This window comes from Acinetobacter celticus (assembly GCF_001707755.1).
GTDB lineage: Bacteria > Pseudomonadota > Gammaproteobacteria > Pseudomonadales > Moraxellaceae > Acinetobacter > Acinetobacter celticus.
The window spans coordinates 90,512-107,788 of the sequence record NZ_MBDL01000008.1; the positions used below are offsets into that span (position 1 = coordinate 90,512).

Genomic DNA, 17,277 nt, shown 5'->3' on the forward strand with positions numbered 1-17,277 from the left:
GCTCCGAATTTATTTTTACTGTGCTTAATAATGCCCAGTATTTTAGTTGGATACTTTAATCACACCCTTTTAGAAAAACAATCGACTTTTTACCCAAAATTAAAAGATTAAAGAAATTCTCTTGCCATGCTTTTATAGCTATTTCCAATTTTCATCTTAAAAATAGCAACATTAAACGTGAAAGATAACGCAATACTTATCCCTCACTTCCCATTAATTTATTTTGAATTCACGTCAATCTTGTACTACATTTCAAAGCAGTATCTTAGAACTAACTCAAGATGCCGTATGTGAGAAATAAGAAGTTTCTAGTACTTCAGTTACCAGTGCGTTAAACCAACTAAAAATTTAATCCCTTATAGAAATAAACAGCTACGTGGGGTTAACGCATCCAAGCCATGACTTTGTCATGGCTTTCATGTAAAATCATGGGCAATTTTTATATAACACTGTGTGAGTTATTTCATGGGTTTTAATTGCGGTATTGTCGGCTTGCCGAACGTTGGTAAATCTACCCTTTTCAATGCGTTAACAAAAGCTGCTATTGCAGCTGAGAACTTCCCGTTCTGTACCATTGAACCAAATACAGGGATTGTGCCAGTTCCAGATACCCGCATGGATAAACTTGCTGAAATTGTAAAACCACAGCGTGTTGTGCCAACGGCGATGGAATTTGTGGATATTGCAGGTTTAGTGGCAGGCGCATCGAAAGGTGAAGGCCTAGGAAACCAATTCCTTGCTAACATTCGTGAAACAGATGCCATTGCGCATGTTGTACGTTGTTTCGAAGATGAAAACGTGATTCATGTTAACGGTAAAATTGACCCATTAGATGATATTGCAACCATTAACACTGAGCTTGCTCTTGCAGACTTAGACGCAGTTGCAAAAGCAATTACACGTCTGACTAAATCAGCAAGAAGTGGCGACAAAGAAGCTGTTGCAACCAAAGCTGTTCTTGAAAAAATTCAGCCTTTACTTAATGAAGGTAAACCTGCACGTGCAACTGACCTAGATGATGACGAACGTAAATTGGTTCGTGGTTTTGGTTTAATGACTTTAAAACCAACCATGTACATTGCTAACGTTGCAGAAGATGGTTTCGAAAACAACCCTCATCTTGATGCTGTTCGTAAACTTGCAGCTGAAGAAAATGCCATTGTGGTGCCTTTATGCAACCAAATTGAAGCCGAAATTTCATTATTGGAAGATGAAGACCGCGCTGAATTTCTTGAAGCAATGGATATGGAAGAGCCGGGTTTAAACGCAGTGATTCGTGCAGGTTACTCACTCCTTGGCTTACAAACTTACTTCACTGCAGGCGTACAAGAAGTTCGCGCTTGGACAGTTAAAGTCGGCGCAACTGCACCGCAAGCTGCGGGTGTTATTCACACTGACTTTGAAAAAGGTTTTATCCGCGCTGAATGTATTGCTTATGATGATTTCGTACAATACAACGGTGAAGCTGGCGCGAAAGAAGCTGGTAAATGGCGTTTAGAAGGTAAAACGTATATCGTTCAAGACGGTGACGTTCTACACTTCCGTTTTAATGTTTAATCCTAAACATTAAAAAATAAAGCCCTCATTGAGAGGGCTTTTTAATCGATGGCGTTTTACATCAAATTCAGTATATCAATAAGCACATGTATACCTGCTCATTTAATACACAAACAAGATGAGTACAGCCTTAAACTTAATAACTCAAAACAAAGCAATAAAATTTGAAATCCCTTTCACCACATGCTTACAACTTAACTTTTTAAAGAACTGGGATAAATTAATAAAAGGCGCTAATGCCTATTGAATAGTACAATAGCGATGAAAAAAATAAGCACCATTCTAACTGCAGCTATTTTCAGTCTGCTCAGCGCTACAGCATTTGCATGTCCTCAAGGTACTTCACTCACTGGTGGTACGGGTGCAAACCATAAAGGCGGTAAATGTATTGCAGTTCAAAAAACAGCACAACATCAGGCACCAGCAGCCAATCACAATGTAAAAAATACTGAACAACATACTCAAGTACCCGCAAATACACATCAAACAGCCACAACCATGCAAAAAGATATGTCACATACAGGAAAAGACAAAACAACAGCGACAGCTAAAATGGACAAAAGCCATTTAAATAAAGCGAAAACAGCAACACATAAAGCACCAACAGATGTTAAACCGCTCAAATCTTAAAATTTTCTAGCCAAAAAAGAAGCCGGTCATTTGCCGGCTTTTTTCATTTCAAAATTAAACTCAATACCAATAATTAATGTACAGAAGCTTGATGGACTATTTTTGAATCCATCAAGGCACGTTGCTTTCTCGCCTGCTCTAACATGCGTTGCTCTAAATCTTTACGGAAGCCCAACATGAACACCATTTCGGCCAATACAAATAATGGCCCAATTGCCAATCCAACCAAATCATCCATAAATGCAGGTTTTTTCTTTTCATAAAAGTGACCAATAAACTGAATCACCCACCCTAGGACAAAAATACCAATGCTCGCGCCTAGCCATGCGCCCATCGACCATTGCGCAATCATATAAGCAAATGGATAAGCCACAGCAAAGACAATCAACATAATTAGTCCAAATATTTTATCTAAACTTAAGTAATAAAAAATGGTCACAACCAATAATATCAAAGCCAATGTAATTTCTATGCCTGAGAACATCACACCTGCTCGCGCTGTTAAACAAATAATTGAAAAAACAATTAAAGGAATACCAACAAAATGCGTCACAATATTTTTATGATTTAAATGATAAGCTGCATACTGGCTTAATAGCTGTTCGAGTTTAGTCATGGCAATGCGTCCTTGTACCGATTATGCTTTCACTATATAAAAATATGACATTATATGTTGTCGGCTAACTGACAACTCCATTAAAAAACCAAAGGAATGGAACGCTGTGCTTGATGAACAATATCTGCCCCATTTGAACAACAACCTGTGGTATTCACAATTAGAACCAAGTTTTCAACAGTTTATTTTAGAACATTCGCATATGCTGGAAGTTCTAAAAGATCAAAGTATTTTCTTATCTGGGGATACTTTTAATGGTCTATATGCCGTTTTAGAAGGCGCAGTTCGCTTAGGCTATATTGATATTCAAGGTAAAGAAGCTGTTGCTGCCATTGCCGAACCCATTATGTGGTTTGGGGAAATCTCATTGGTCGATCAACAACCTCGCTCACATGACGCCATTGCCGTACAAAAGTCAGTCATTTTACACTTACCCAGTGCCAATCTACAGCTACTCTTACAACAGCATCCTCAATTTTGGTTTCACATTGCCCAACTCACTAGCCAAAAACTGCGCTTTGCATTTTTAGAGCTAGTTTCTTTTCAAACACAAAATATTAAGCAACGATTGGCGCAACGTTTACTTTTTATTTTAAATGGTTACGGCAATCACCTATCTATTGAACAAAACTCTATTCACCTTTCACAAGAACAATTGGCGCAAATGTTGGTCTGCTCTAGACAAACAGTGAATCAGGAATTACAGGAATTAGAAAAACAAGGTGTGCTTAAGGTGGCTTTTCGTAAAATTGAAATTTTAGATTTCAACTTATTGCATCAAATTGCACATGCATTTCCTCAAAATTAACAATTCCATAGGAAAATACGTGGGTAATTTCAGTGCAAACCAATGCGCTATTTAAGCGCGATTACTCTTTCTGCTTTAAATGGGTGCTTTTTGCCTTATTATTTTTTAATGTGATCAGACCAGCAAATCATCCGCCTTAAAAATGGTCGTCACCTCTAAGAGATAACGACCTGATATTCAATTAAATACCTACTTTTTTAGGATCAGTATTACCTAAGTCTGGATTTTCAATAGCCACCTGACATTGCTTTTTATCACGTTCGTAATCCGCTTGCTTTTGACTGACTGTATTGGAGTGATCTCTGGTTTCTCTGGCCCAAATTTCTAAACTGGTCAATGCCTTACGACAAAGTGCATATTTACCTTCTGTCACAGAATCCGTCATTTTCACATTAATGCGCCAATCTGTACTTAGTTTACGCGCGGGTTTGCGAACCGCATCATCAAGCTGATCTATCTGCTTGCTATAAACCAAACCATCGACACTATTCATCAATTTAAAAGCTTCTTTTGCATAAGCTGTCGCATCATTGCTCAGTTTAGGGGCAGGCTTAATCACAACTTTTTCTTCAGATGAGTCTGATGACTGACTGCATGCTTGAAGCAATACAATACTTGCCGTGAGCACAACGACTTTCATCGCATTATTTCTAAGCTTAAACATAGTTGAATCGCCTAAACAAACATTTCGGCACTATGCTAGTAAATTCGGCTACAATACTCAATCTAATTTGACCTATTGATCAACTCTATCCGTTAAGGTGTGTCGTGTCTGAGCACAGTATTTCTCTGGTAAAACCTGCTGGTTTTTGGCAAGGCGCTAAAGACAGTCAAGCCATTATTTTCACCTATCTTCCTGTTTCTTTTGCCTTTGGTGTGTCTGCCACCCAATTTGGTTTTAGTGCATGGGAAGCACTTTTTTTGTCTTGCACAATGTATGCGGGCGCCAGTCAATTTTTAGTTGTGGCGTTACTGGGTAGTGGTACGTCTATTTGGATGACCGCCCTCACGGTTATTGCATTAGATGTACGCCATTTGTTGTATGGCCCTGCACTGCAAAACCTCATTCAAGACCGTTTAAATTTAAAGAAAACAGCATTATGGTCTTGGGGTTTAACCGATGAAGTTTTCGCTTCAGGCATGATTAAACTGTCTCAACGTCGTCAGGAATGGTCAGAATCTTGGATGTTGGGTTTAAGTCTATTTAGTTGGTTAGCTTGGGCGACAGGCTCATTTTTAGGTGGATTATTTGCAGATCAAGTCAGTAACTTACCGCAATTTCTACAAGCAGCCTTAGACTTTTTATTACCTGCATTATTCTTAAGTTTCTTATTGGCAGCCTTCGAGAAAAAGCACAGCTTTGTTGTTGCCGTCACGATCATCGTTTCAGCTATTGCTTGTTATTTTATTGACTTATCTGCTGCAATTTTTATTGGAATCTCTTCTGGTATTTTTGCAGGATTATTTAAACATTATGTGTTAAAAAAACCAAATCCTGAGCATATGGGAGATGAAGCATGAATATTGAAATCATTCTGGTTGGTATTGCGGTCGGAATTGCAAATTTTGCCTCACGTTTTGGGCCATTTTTTGTCATTCAAAAATTCCATGAAAGTTCACAAAAACGGGGCTCACTGTGGGTTAAAATTGCCTTAAGTTCTATTGGTATTGCAGCCATTAGCTCTATGTTGGTTGTTGCAACGCTGCCTCCATTGTTAGAAACCCCGAATAAAAGTATGGCAATGCTTGCAGGTTTTATTGTTCTTGCTGGTTTGTATTTTAAGTTTAAAAAAATTGTATCAGCTACCCTAATTGCGGCACTCACCTATGGGCTGGTTTATACATATCTTCCGCTCCCCTTTTCATAATTGTCGCACGACCTAAAGTTTTTCTCATTCTGTTTCATTTAGGTCAAAAGTACTTAAAATCTGCCTGCATGCTTTATAAATAAAATTGTTGGACAATATTATTTATTTATATGAATCGACACTTCATCTGATAGCCAGTTCTGGTATGCTAAAAGTCCATAAAATCAAGCATGGATGATTCACATGAGCGTGACTATTGGTACCCCACTTCAATCTTCTGCTTTTAAAGTTTTACTTTTAGGCTCTGGCGAATTGGGTAAAGAAGTGGTAATTTCTTTACAACGTTTAGGTGTAGAAGTTCACGCCGCAGACCGCTATGATCACGCCCCTGCCATGCAAGTTGCTCATTATTCATATACGCTTAATATGGCAGATGCAGAAGAACTAAAACAACTGATTGAGCAGGTTAAGCCACACTTAATTATTCCTGAAATTGAAGCCATTGCCACTCAAGTTTTAGTCGATATTGAAGAACAAAATATTGCGACTGTCATTCCTTCTGCCAAAGCTGTGAATTTAACCATGAACCGCGAAGGAATTCGTCGTTTAGCCGCCGAAGAACTCGGCTTACCCACTTCAGCCTACCGTTTTGCAGACACCTTAGAATCCTTCCGCGCAGCCTGCGACGATATTGCTTATCCTAACTTTGTTAAACCCGTCATGTCTTCTTCAGGTAAGGGACAATCTCGGGTTAAAAGTTTTGCAGAGGTCGATGCTGCTTGGGAATATGCGCAAACAGGTGGTCGCGTGAATCAAGGTAAAGTCATTGTAGAATCACAAATCGATTTTGATTTTGAAATTACCTTGCTAACAGTCCGTGCCAAAAATGCCGAAACAGGTGAAATAGAAACCTCATTCTGCGACGCTATTGGCCACCGTCAAGATGCAGGCGATTATGTCGAAAGCTGGCAACCACAAATCATGACACCTCTGGCCTTAGAAGAATCAAAACGTATTGCCAATAAAGTAACTGTTGCATTGGGTGGTTGCGGTATTTTCGGGGTCGAACTGTTTGTCAAAGGCGATAAAGTATGGTTTAGTGAAGTATCTCCTCGTCCGCATGACACTGGCCTTGTTACCCTTGCATCTCAATTTCAAAGCGAATTTGAATTACATGCACGTGCCATTCTGGGTCTACCCGTCAATACTGCTCGTCACAGTACCGCAGCCAGTGCCGTTATTTATGCAGGCGTAGATGATCGTAATTTATCGTTTTCTGGCTTAAATCTTGCTTTAGCAAACCCGAATACTGATTTACGTTTATTTGGTAAACCTGAAGGTTTCAAACGCCGTCGTATGGGTGTTGCAACAGCACGTGCCGAAACAACCGACCAAGCGCGTGAACTTGCACTGCATACCGCACAGCAAGTCAGTGTTCATCAAAACTAAGTTTGTAACACAATAACGGACCACTGTTCATGATCAATACATTACCGCTGCTGAATTACATTAAAAGTAATCACGACATTCAAGCAATTAACCAATGGCGCACAGATGTTGAAAATCAGCTTCAGGAATATTTTGATCACGGACAGTCCATTCGTGATGTAATTTTAGCCCGATCAAATATTATTGATGAGGCATTAAAGTTTTTATGGACACATGCTGAACTAGCAAACAGTAATTTAGGTCTGTTTGCCGTTGGCGGTTATGGTCGTCGTGAGATGTTGCCATATTCCGATGTCGACATCATGATTTTATCAGAAGACACCATCTCCCCTGAAAATGAACAACTGATTTCGACGTTTATTTCATCACTTTGGGATGTGGGAAACTTTAAACCGGGTATCAGTGTACGTACCATTGCGGACTGTGTTACTCAGGCGACCAATGATTTAACGGTTGCTACTGCGCTTATTGAAGCACGATTAATTATTGGCAATAAACATTTAGAAAAATGGCCACGTCGTATCGTTTCACAAACATGGACGGATAAAACTTTCTATGATGCGAAAATGCAAGAACAAGCCAAACGTTATATTCAACATAATAATACTGAAAGTAACTTAGAACCCGATATTAAAAATGCACCTGGCGGTATTCGTGACATTAACCAAATTGGTTGGATTGCCAAGCGCCATTTCCGCGTGAATCGTATTTATGATCTGGTACATTTAGGTTTTATTTCAGAATTTGAGCTTGGGGTTTTAGAAGAAGCTGAAAGCTTTTTATGGGAAATTCGCCATCATTTGCACCGCTTAGCCAAGCGTGACGAAAACCGTTTATTGTTCGATTATCAACGCGATATAGCAGCAACATTCGGTTATATCCGTGAAGAAAATAAATCACCCAATTATCCAATTGAACAGCTAATGAAGCGTTATTACCGTAGCGCACAACAAGTTTCAACCTTAAATGAAATGCTATTAGCATTTTTTAATGAATCGGTTATTACCCCACGCTTACCTCATTATCAGCGTAGCATTGAAGAAATTAATGAAAATTTCAAACTGGTCGATGGCAAATTGGCCGTACAACACCATAAAATCTTTTCTGAAAACCCAAGTGCAATTTTAGAAATTTTCTATTTACTGGCCAATCGTCCTGAAATTGAAGGTATTCGAGCGCGTACTTTACGCTTATTGACACTGGCAGCTAAAAGTATTGATCAAAATTTTAGAGACAATCCTGTACATCAAGCCATGTTCATGGCTATTATTCGATCGCCTCACCGCCTATATGACACCATGGTAGCAATGAAGCGCTACGGCGTATTAGGCAACTATATTCCTGCTTTTGGCCAAATTATCGGCCTAATGCAATATGACTTGTTCCATATTTATACCGTAGATGCACATACTTTATTACTCATCCGAAATTTAAACCGCTTTAAAGAACCTGAATTTGCCAAAGACTTTTCTGTGGTCAGTTCAGTGTTTCAGCGTCTTGCACGTAGAGATATTATCTACTTAGCCGCAATCTTCCATGACATTGCCAAAGGTCGTGGTGGCGATCACAGTGAATTAGGCTCTTCCGATGCCATCAGATTTTGTATTGCACATGGCTTAACAGAACGTGAAGCCAATCTTGTGGCATGGTTGGTCAAAAACCATCTACAAATGTCAGTCACTGCGCAGAAAAGAGATATTTCAGACCCCGATATTGTACGCGCCTTTGCAAAAAAAATGGGCGATATGGAGCATTTAGACTATCTATATACCTTAACGGTTGCAGATATTAATGCCACCAATCCAACACTGTGGAACACTTGGCGCGCTTCCCTTATGCGTCAACTTTATACACAAGCTCGCGACGTTATTCGTTCTGGTTTAGGTCGTCCTGTCGATTATCAAATGCTCATAGAGGACACTAAATTTACTGCTAGCGAGTTACTTGTTGAAGAGTTTTCACTCGATGAAGTCGAAAAAGTATGGCAAGAATTAGGCGATGAGTACTTTATTAAAGAATCTGCAGATGAAATTGCATGGCATACCCGCGCCATTTTACAACATGGCGACAATCCTGAACCCTTAGTTCTCATGCGTGCACATCGTAAATATGCGCAAGACGCCGTCCAAATTTTTATCTATACACAAGATCAGCCGAATCTATTTGCAACCACTGTGGCCATTTTAGACCGTATGAATCTGGATGTTCAGGATGCGCGTATTATTACGGCAGTAAAAGCATTCAGCCTAGATACTTATGTCGTCCTGGATCGTTTTGGCACATTATTGACAGACCCTGAGCGTGAAGAAACTGTCATTCAAGCCATTAAGAAAGCACTCAGCCAATCCGACAAATACCCAGGTTTAATGCAACGTCGCATCCCACGCCAATTACGTCATTTTGATATTGAAAATACTGTCGACATTAGCCTAAATGAAGCCTTACAACAAAATATGGTCGAAATTGCAACACTTGACCATCCGGGCTTACTTGCCAAAGTTGGCGGTTTATTTATGATGCAGGGTCTGGATATTCATTCTGCTAAAATTGCGACATTAGGCGAACGCGCTGAAGATATTTTCTTTGTGACTAAAAAAGATGGCTCACCCATGACGGAATCAGAAGCTGAAACGTTTGCGGCCCAACTCAAGTCAGCATTAGATGAAGCTTCTAATCAGGTGTGTAGCCACCATTAACTTTAATTGACCGGTAACCATTCCATGAACTCTAGTTTGTCATTATTGCATCCTTACCCATTTGAAAAGCTCAATAAACTTTTTCAGGATGTAAAACCTGCTGATTTACCGTTAATTCCATTGTCTATTGGTGAACCCAAGCACCCTGCACCTGAGTTTGTTAAGCAAGCAATTATTGACAACTTTCAACATCTTTCGACCTATCCGACTAGTAAAGGCTTACCTGAACTACGCACAAGTATTGCAAACTGGTTAACACGTCGCTTTAAACTCAACAGCATAAGTGCCGATAACCATGTCTTACCTGTATCAGGTACACGTGAAGCGATTTTCTCTTTTGTTCAAGCATTGGTGAATCGTGAAGATGCGCCTTATGTCGTTATGCCAAACCCCTTTTATCAAATTTATGAAGGGGCAACATTACTAGCTGGGGCTACACCTTACTTTATTAACTGCACCGAAGAAAATGGCTATCTAGGCGATTTCGATGCCGTACCAGCTGAAGTGTGGGAAAAAACCGCCTTACTCTTTGTTTGCACACCGGGCAATCCAACTGGTGCAGTGTTGTCTAAAGAGCAATTTAAGAAACTGATTGCTCTTTCAGATCAGTATAATTTTGTGATTGCTTCAGATGAATGCTATTCAGAACTTTGGTTTGACGAAGCGCCTGTAGGCTTATTAGAAGTCTGTGCCGAAATGGGGCGTGATGATTATAAAAACTGCGTCGTTTTCCATTCATTGTCTAAACGCTCAAACTTACCGGGCATGCGTTCTGGTTTTGTTGCGGGTGATGCAACGCTACTCAAACCATATTTACAGTATCGTACCTATCACGGCGCTGCCATGCCTGTTCAACACCAAATTGCATCTATTGTGGCTTGGGATGATGAAGCACATGTCGAAGAAAACCGTGTGCAATATCGCGCAAAATTCGAATTATTTCAAACTGAATTAGGCCATTTATTGCCACTTAAAAAACCAGATGCAGGTTTTTATTATTGGTTAAAAGTTGATAATGATGAAACTTTTGCCAAAATATTGATGGAAAAAGCGCATATTAAAGTATTACCAGGTCGTTATCTTTCACGTGAAACCGCTGAAGGTAACCCAGGTAAAAATCATGTACGTCTCGCCTTAGTTGCAGATTTAGCACAATGTGAACAAGCCATTCAACGTTTGAAAGAAATTTTATAATTTCATTATAAATATCCATGATTAAAAATGCCCCAACTTTTGGGGCATTTTTAACTTTAATGAAAAGAAGAGCAGGCTACATTCGGGCTTCTTAAACAATCTTAGCGGTTTAAAATAACTGCATTCGGTAATTTTTTCATTTTTTTATGCAATGCCTTATTTTCAACTAAGTCCAGACAAATAAGAAACATTTCCCCTGGAAATTTGACCTGTTCATGCAATACCTGCATTTTTTGAATAACAACCTGCTCACTGACTTTGCCAATAAATCCCTGTTTAATACTAAAACCCATTACATAGCATGGAAGATGTGGCAAGAATGCCAGCTGCTTTTTTACAAGGCATACCTGCTTAATATTGCTGAATCGAGTGATCTGCCCTAAGAAATCATTCAACTGATCTTGAGATAAATTATGCACGCACAACGGGTCTTTAGCAAAAACACTTTCACGTTCATTCATCGCATTGTATTCAAGTTCAGCCCTCTGTTCCAAACGCTGTTGATATTTAGCAGCATTGCTTGTATCCCCTTGTTTATCATAGTACTGATATAACAATTCACAGCTTTTAAAGATGGCAAATTCATCCAATTGCATCGCTTTTTCAAGACAGACTATTCCCTGCGGATTGCCTTGCTGAATTAAATACCGACCATAGATAAAATTGGCACGCGCATTTTCAGGCTCGTCCTGATGAAGTTGTGAACCAGCTGGAATGCCCTTTCAGGCTGATGTGCAACCTCATCTGTTAGCTCAATTTGGTCAAAACGTTCTTCTAAACTTATTTCAAAATTATGATCCATTTTGTCATTCAGTTGTGCCAAATATTCTTTTTTCTCCTGAATCGATTGATGATAATTTTTCCATGTATCCAAAATTTGAACTTGCCATTTTTGATCAAACTCAGCTGCAATTTCAGTTCTTTTTTGCCCTAATAAAAGATCAGCAACCTGACCATTTAAAGCATAACGAACCTTTGCTGTCTGACCAATTGATTTCAAACGATCTGATAGTGAGGGATGAGTGTCTTCAAAGTTAGTCTGCATTCGCAATGAATCATTAAGCCAATGTTTATTTTTTAAAGATCATGAATCACTTGTAGCATAATGCATTTCAATTATACGAAACAAAAAATTAGATCACGAATTTTTCATTCAAGATTTTGTTATTTATAGAATTTAAAAGCAGCCTTTTGGCTGCTTTTAGTCTTTATGCAAAGTGCAGATCAAACCTACACACAAACATCGAGATTTTAACCCGCTAAAGCCTTTTCAATATCTTCTTGTAAAGCTTCTGGCTTCGTTGTGGGGGCATAACGGTGAAGTACCGTTCCATCTTTACCAATTAAAAATTTGGTGAAATTCCATTTAATGCCATTGCCTAAAACCCCTTTAGAATTATTGGTTAAGTAGCGAAAAAGCGCATGTGCCTCCGCACCTTTCACATCCACTTTGGCAAACATTGGAAAATCGACACCATAGTTTTTTTGACAAAAAACGCCAATTTGTTCATTAGACCCGGGGTCTTGACCGCCAAATTGATTACATGGAAAACCTAAAACTAGAAACCCTTGATCTTTATACTGCTGATATAGTTTTTCCAGTCCAGTAAATTGTGGTGTAAAACCACACTTACTAGCAGTATTTACAATTAATAAAACTTTGCCTTCATAGTCTGCAAAAGATTTATTTTTTCCATCTAACAACTCAGCTTCAAACTGATAAACGTTGGTCATGGATATGTTTCCTCGTCATTTTTTTCTTGTGTTTTTAATTCTAATGAAGCTGAATTGACGCAATAGCGTAATCCAGTCGGTTCAGGGCCATCTAGAAAAACATGCCCTAAATGTGCATCACAATGATGGCAAACAATTTCAGTTCTGACCATACCATGTGTCGTATCTTGATGTTCTTCAATAACCATACTATTCACTGGACGGGAAAAACTTGGCCAACCACAACCACTGTCAAATTTAGCATCAGAACTAAATAGTGTTTCGCCACAACATCGACAAACATATGTCCCTTCTTGCTTACTGCTCCAGTATTTTCCGGTAAACGCTGGCTCTGTTCCCTTCTGACGAGTAATTCGGAACTCTTCTGGCGATAACTCTCTTTGCCATTCTCTCTCTGTTTTATTGAGTTTTCCCATGATTACATCCCTTTCTATTGTGCTATTTAAAATAGGATAATCCTATATTTACGTGATTCATCTTAAAATTTCTAGTCTTTAATTCACAATTTACAAAAGACCTATAATTCCAATAAAAGCAAAAAGAAAGCAAAAATTAAATCTGGTGAGCATTTTATTTCCTTGGATGCTTTTTTGTGAGCAAATTTAGTGTTAATCTTATTGACATTCTTGCTCAGGATTAAAAAATGTCGCAGAAAAAGAGCGTTATTTTTAAACATCTACTACCTGTGATTAAACAATATCAGCAGGTAGGATTTACGCATGAAAAAATTGTTGCTTTACTCAGAGATGAACATGATCTCGATCTTGTAACAACTGAAACATTTAAAAGCTATTTATACCGTTATGCAAAAGTGACCTCCACTCTTTCCGAGAACATAAAAATGCCGAACACTCTCAAAACCCCACGCGAAATAAAAAAATCGTCTAAGCTCGAGCATGTATGCTACGACATTCGCGGACCTGTATTACGAGCGGCCAATGAAATGGAAGAGGCCGGTCATAAAATTATTAAACTCAATATCGGCAATCCTGCCCCATTCGGGTTTGAAGCTCCACAAGAAATTATTAACGATGTGGCTTTGAATCTACCAAATGCAGTTGGCTATACAGATTCCAAAGGGATTTTCCCTGCCCGCAAAGCAATTTGTCAGTACTATCAGCAAAAAGGCATTCTAGATATGCACGTCAACGACGTGTATGTAGGCAATGGCGTATCTGAACTCATTGTTATGGCCATGCAAGGCTTGTTAAATGATGGTGACGAGATGCTCGTGCCAATGCCCGACTATCCGCTTTGGACAGCTGCGGTCAATTTATCTGGTGGTACTGCTATTCATTACAAATGTGATGAAGAGAATTTTTGGTATCCAGACATTGTAGATATGGAAAGTAAAATCACGCCAAATACCCGTGGTATTGTGGTGATTAATCCAAATAATCCTACAGGTTCTATCTACCCGCGCCATGTGCTGGAACAAATTGTTGCCTTAGCCAAAAAATATGACCTGATTTTATTTGCAGATGAAATTTACGATAAAATCATTTACGACGGTATTGAACATGTTGCTGTGGCGGCTTTAGCTGGCGACCAACTCTGCATTTCATTTAATGGCTTGTCCAAAGCTTACCGTATTGCTGGCTACCGTTCTGGTTGGATGGCGATTACGGGTGATAAATCACGTGCCATGGACTATATTGAAGGCTTAGACATGCTTGCGTCTATGCGTCTATGTGCCAACCATCAAGCGCAATATGCCATTCAAACTGCATTAGGCGGTTACCAGTCCATCAACGATCTAATTCGCCCAGGTGGTCGTTTATATGAGCAGCGCAATATTGCTTGGGAAATGTTAAATGAGATTCCTGGGGTTTCTTGTGTCAAACCTGAAGGTGCAATGTACTGTTTCCCTAAATTAGACCCAGAAGTTTACCCAATTCAAGATGATGAAAAACTGATGCTCGATCTACTCCGTGCGGAAAAGGTTTTACTAGTTCAAGGTACTGGCTTTAATTGGCCAACGCCAGATCACTTCCGTGTGGTGTTCTTACCTGCTGAAAATGAATTACGTGAAGCTATCACTCGTGTGGGTCGCTTCCTTGCAAAAATGCGTTAATCGTCAATTAGGCTATAAAAAACCGTGCTTTATGTGCGGTTTTTTATAAAATAAGAGTGCACTTTATTTATCTATTTTCTAAATATACTCAAAACTCATTTCTAAGACTTAAGTTAAAATAGCTATTTTTAATTGGACACTTTTCATCCTACTTAATACTATATATACATGATAATTTTAAAGCATTGAAAAATTCTAGGAACAGGATGTCCTCAAATAGAGTCAAATTAAGTATTTTTCTGTGCCTGTGTATGTGCTTAGGGATTGGCATTTTACGCTTCTCTTATACTGCATTACTTCCGACTACTCGTGAATCATTTGGCTGGACAACACAATTTGCCAGTTTACTAGGCAGTGCAAATTTACTGGGCTATTTAATCGGTGCATTTTGGGCAATGCATTTGCCACAAACCCGTATCATGACCTTTTATATTCAAGCATCGGCTTTTGCAGGTATGTTCAGCTTAATGAGTTGTGCTTTTGCTGGCTTTTCAGATGCTTGGTATATCTTCTGGCGAGTAATTTCAGGAATAAGTGGCGGATTAATCATGATTTTATCGCCCAGTATTGTTGCACAGTGTTCTGAACTAAAAGATCGCTTTAAAATCAATTTTATTGGCTTTAGTGGTATTGGGATTGGTGTTCTTTTAGCGACTTTATTTCTCCCGCACCTAGACCAAATTTCCACCCGAAGCGCATGGCTTATTTTAAGTAGTTTTGCTTTCTGTATTTGTATTGTTCTGAGTGTCCTTTTACAAGGCTTCAAGCCATTACTGGCGACACAGCAAACTTTAAGTAGCTCTAAATCTGAAACCGATCTACTGTTCTTCAGTTTAATTGCCGTCTATGGCTGTAGTGCATTTGCTTATGTTCCTCATTCATTATTTTGGATTGACTATTTAACAAAAACTCTAAAACTTGATTTGTTTTGGATGAACTTTAATTGGACTCTCTATGGTTTAGGCAGTGCTTTAGGTGCATTTACGTCATATATCTTGGCAAAGAAGTTCGGTAATTTTCAAACTTTAAAAATTTTATACAGCATTTATGTTTTTGCTATATTTATTGCCATTTTTAGTGCTCACCCAAGCTTTACCTTTATGTCCTCATTATTAACAGGACTATTAAACCCTGCTGTAGTCTTTCTAACTTCGTATACTATTTTACAGCTATATGGTACAGCCTATAAAAAGTTGTGGAGCATTGCTACTATTTTATTCGCTTCTGTTCAGCTAATGGGTGGACTGAGTTTTAGTGCCTTACAACATTTGGGTGTGAGCTATCATCATCAATTTTTACTGGCAGCTTTTGTGCTTTTATTAGGTACCTTACAACTATTTTGGGTCACCAGAACTAAAAGTATAATTCAATCTACTGAATATAAATAAGCCCTATAAAAGAGGTATCATGATCGAAAGTGAGCGTAGAATTTGAGCTAAAAAACTTATGCAGTTACTCTCTATTGGTAAAGATAAATTTTATAATTTGGTGAACTACGAAGATATTCAACAGCCAATGAGTATTTCGGAAAAAACTGTGTTCTGGTATTCATATTCATCTTATGTAAAGAATAAAGTTGAAGAACACAAACTGGAATCTGATATAGTAGCCCACACATAGTGGGCTTTCTTTTACCCCATTCGTTGAGAAACGGGTGTTAGAAAAAACGCGCAAGAATTTATTTAGATTATTTAATAGGTTACAATGAAAATCGTCATTCTAAACAAACCATATGACGTCCTCTCCCAATTTCGTGCTGACGAAAAACACCAAACGATGGCTGATTTCGTCAATGACCCAGACTTACGTCTTGCAGGTCGTTTGGATATGGACTCTGAAGGTTTAGTATTTTTAACTGACCACGGTGGTTTAAACCAATACATTACTAACCCTGAAAATAAGAAATTTAAGACTTATTTGGTTCAGGTTGAAGGTGATGTGACCGAAGAAGCATTAGAAAAGCTTCGTCAAGGTGTTGAATTAAAAGATGGTATGACCTTACCTGCTCAGGCAGCAAAGGTTGAAGAACCTGAATGGCTTTGGGAACGTAACCCACCAGTTCGTTTCCGTGCGTCTGTGCCAACCTCTTGGATTGAAATTTCGATTTGTGAAGGTCGCAACCGCCAAGTGCGTCGTATGTCTGCTACTGTGGGCTTCCCAGTTTTGCGTTTAATTCGTACTAAAATTGGTGCAATTGATTTGGTTCAAATGGAATTAAAACCAGGTGAAACGAAAGAAATTGAACCTCTTCTCTATCCAGACTTTCAAAATATTCCTGCGGAAGAACCATACCGTTCGCGTTCTTATGTGAAGAAACCTGGTGGTACTGGTGGTAAGCCAATGGTACGTAAAAACAAAGATGGTTCTGTAAAGAAAACATCAGGTACTAAACGTATTTGGCAAATGGATGATAGTGAAAAACCGAAACGTCGTACCAATGGTACAACACGTCCAAATACCAAAGCCCCGCGTGGTCGTGGACGTAATGGTCGTTAAGATTTAGATTCTTATTTAAATTAAAGCTCACAAAAGTGGGCTTTAATTTTCTAAAAAATAACTCTCCACTAAATTGTAGCTTATTATGCTTATTAGTTAGCAAGCTCATTTTTTGAGTTAATTTTCTCCATTCTTATAAATAAATTCGATACCGAATTCAGCCAATAATTATTGTTCCAAATTTAATACGTTTACCTGAATCTCTATCAATGTCT

Annotated in this window: 17 protein-coding genes; 11 read left to right on the forward strand and 6 right to left on the reverse strand. The window is 38.7% G+C overall.

The features are described from left to right. Positions 1 to 465 precede the first annotated feature (465 nt). Together ychF and BBP83_RS04660 are read left to right on the forward strand one after the other, a co-directional pair. Positions 466 to 1,557, forward strand: coding sequence for a redox-regulated ATPase YchF (gene ychF, locus BBP83_RS04655; protein WP_068886249.1), 1,092 nt, complete (start codon positions 466 to 468; stop codon positions 1,555 to 1,557). A gap of 261 nt (positions 1,558 to 1,818) precedes the next feature. Further along, entirely contained in the window at positions 1,819 to 2,187 is a 369-nt protein-coding gene (locus BBP83_RS04660) for a hypothetical protein (protein WP_068886250.1), read from the forward strand. 73 nt (positions 2,188 to 2,260) lie between these two features. Here the strand turns inward: BBP83_RS04660 and BBP83_RS04665 are convergent, their stop codons facing one another. Continuing rightward, positions 2,261 to 2,803, reverse strand: coding sequence for an Mpo1 family 2-hydroxy fatty acid dioxygenase (locus BBP83_RS04665; protein ID WP_068886251.1), 543 nt, complete (start codon positions 2,801 to 2,803; stop codon positions 2,261 to 2,263). 106 nt (positions 2,804 to 2,909) lie between these two features. Between BBP83_RS04665 and BBP83_RS04670 the strand changes: the two genes are divergently transcribed. After that, entirely contained in the window at positions 2,910 to 3,611 is a 702-nt protein-coding gene (locus tag BBP83_RS04670) for a Crp/Fnr family transcriptional regulator (protein ID WP_068886252.1), read from the forward strand. A 181-nt stretch (positions 3,612 to 3,792) separates the two neighbouring features. Here BBP83_RS04670 and BBP83_RS04675 read toward each other — a convergent pair whose 3' ends face one another. Then, positions 3,793 to 4,275, reverse strand: a complete 483-nt coding sequence (locus BBP83_RS04675) for a hypothetical protein (protein WP_068886253.1) — start codon at positions 4,273 to 4,275, stop codon at positions 3,793 to 3,795. Between the two features lie 125 nt (positions 4,276 to 4,400). Between BBP83_RS04675 and BBP83_RS04680 the strand changes: the two genes are divergently transcribed. From BBP83_RS04680 to dapC, 5 genes are all read left to right on the forward strand, one after another. Beyond that, positions 4,401 to 5,132: an AzlC family ABC transporter permease gene (locus BBP83_RS04680; RefSeq protein WP_415502325.1), complete on the forward strand. Its 732-nt coding sequence runs from the start codon at positions 4,401 to 4,403 to the stop codon at positions 5,130 to 5,132. Beyond that, complete coding sequence (gene ygaH / locus BBP83_RS04685) at positions 5,129 to 5,479, forward strand: L-valine transporter subunit YgaH (RefSeq protein WP_068886255.1); 351 nt, start codon at positions 5,129 to 5,131, stop codon at positions 5,477 to 5,479. Before BBP83_RS04680 ends, ygaH begins: the two co-directional genes overlap by 4 nt. 174 nt (positions 5,480 to 5,653) lie before the next feature. Next, the gene (purT, locus tag BBP83_RS04690) at positions 5,654 to 6,868 is read left to right on the forward strand and encodes a formate-dependent phosphoribosylglycinamide formyltransferase (protein ID WP_171258037.1); all 1,215 of its coding nucleotides are present in this window, start codon (positions 5,654 to 5,656) and stop codon (positions 6,866 to 6,868) included. A gap of 29 nt (positions 6,869 to 6,897) precedes the next feature. Then, positions 6,898 to 9,564, forward strand: coding sequence for a [protein-PII] uridylyltransferase (gene glnD / locus BBP83_RS04695; protein WP_068886257.1), 2,667 nt, complete (start codon positions 6,898 to 6,900; stop codon positions 9,562 to 9,564). 24 nt (positions 9,565 to 9,588) lie between these two features. Beyond that, entirely contained in the window at positions 9,589 to 10,758 is a 1,170-nt protein-coding gene (dapC, locus tag BBP83_RS04700) for a succinyldiaminopimelate transaminase (RefSeq protein WP_068886258.1), read from the forward strand. A 101-nt stretch (positions 10,759 to 10,859) separates the two neighbouring features. On the opposite strand, the gene BBP83_RS04705 is transcribed toward dapC, so the two are convergent. From BBP83_RS04705 to msrB, 4 genes are all read right to left on the reverse strand, one after another. Then, complete coding sequence (locus BBP83_RS04705) at positions 10,860 to 11,354, reverse strand: hypothetical protein (RefSeq protein WP_068886259.1); 495 nt, start codon at positions 11,352 to 11,354, stop codon at positions 10,860 to 10,862. 44 nt (positions 11,355 to 11,398) lie between these two features. Next, positions 11,399 to 11,803 carry a hypothetical protein gene (locus tag BBP83_RS04710; protein ID WP_068886260.1) on the reverse strand — a complete coding sequence of 135 codons (405 nt, stop codon included), beginning with the start codon at positions 11,801 to 11,803 and terminating at the stop codon, positions 11,399 to 11,401. A 206-nt stretch (positions 11,804 to 12,009) separates the two neighbouring features. Continuing rightward, positions 12,010 to 12,492: a glutathione peroxidase gene (locus BBP83_RS04715; RefSeq protein ID WP_068886261.1), complete on the reverse strand. Its 483-nt coding sequence runs from the start codon at positions 12,490 to 12,492 to the stop codon at positions 12,010 to 12,012. Continuing rightward, entirely contained in the window at positions 12,489 to 12,908 is a 420-nt protein-coding gene (gene msrB / locus BBP83_RS04720) for a peptide-methionine (R)-S-oxide reductase MsrB (protein ID WP_068886262.1), read from the reverse strand. The genes BBP83_RS04715 and msrB overlap by 4 nt, the downstream gene beginning before the upstream one ends. Before the next feature lie 227 nt (positions 12,909 to 13,135). On the opposite strand from msrB, the gene BBP83_RS04725 reads away from it, so the two are divergent. The 3 genes from BBP83_RS04725 to BBP83_RS04740 all read left to right on the forward strand — a co-directional run bounded on the left by BBP83_RS04725 (position 13,136) and on the right by BBP83_RS04740 (position 17,062). Further along, the gene (locus tag BBP83_RS04725) at positions 13,136 to 14,566 is read left to right on the forward strand and encodes a pyridoxal phosphate-dependent aminotransferase (RefSeq protein ID WP_068886263.1); all 1,431 of its coding nucleotides are present in this window, start codon (positions 13,136 to 13,138) and stop codon (positions 14,564 to 14,566) included. A gap of 206 nt (positions 14,567 to 14,772) precedes the next feature. Next, the gene (locus BBP83_RS04730; protein WP_068886264.1) at positions 14,773 to 15,954 is read left to right on the forward strand and encodes a YbfB/YjiJ family MFS transporter; all 1,182 of its coding nucleotides are present in this window, start codon (positions 14,773 to 14,775) and stop codon (positions 15,952 to 15,954) included. Positions 15,955 to 16,270: 316 nt separating this feature from the next. After that, the gene (locus tag BBP83_RS04740) at positions 16,271 to 17,062 is read left to right on the forward strand and encodes an rRNA large subunit pseudouridine synthase E (protein WP_068886265.1); all 792 of its coding nucleotides are present in this window, start codon (positions 16,271 to 16,273) and stop codon (positions 17,060 to 17,062) included. Positions 17,063 to 17,277 lie beyond the last annotated feature (215 nt).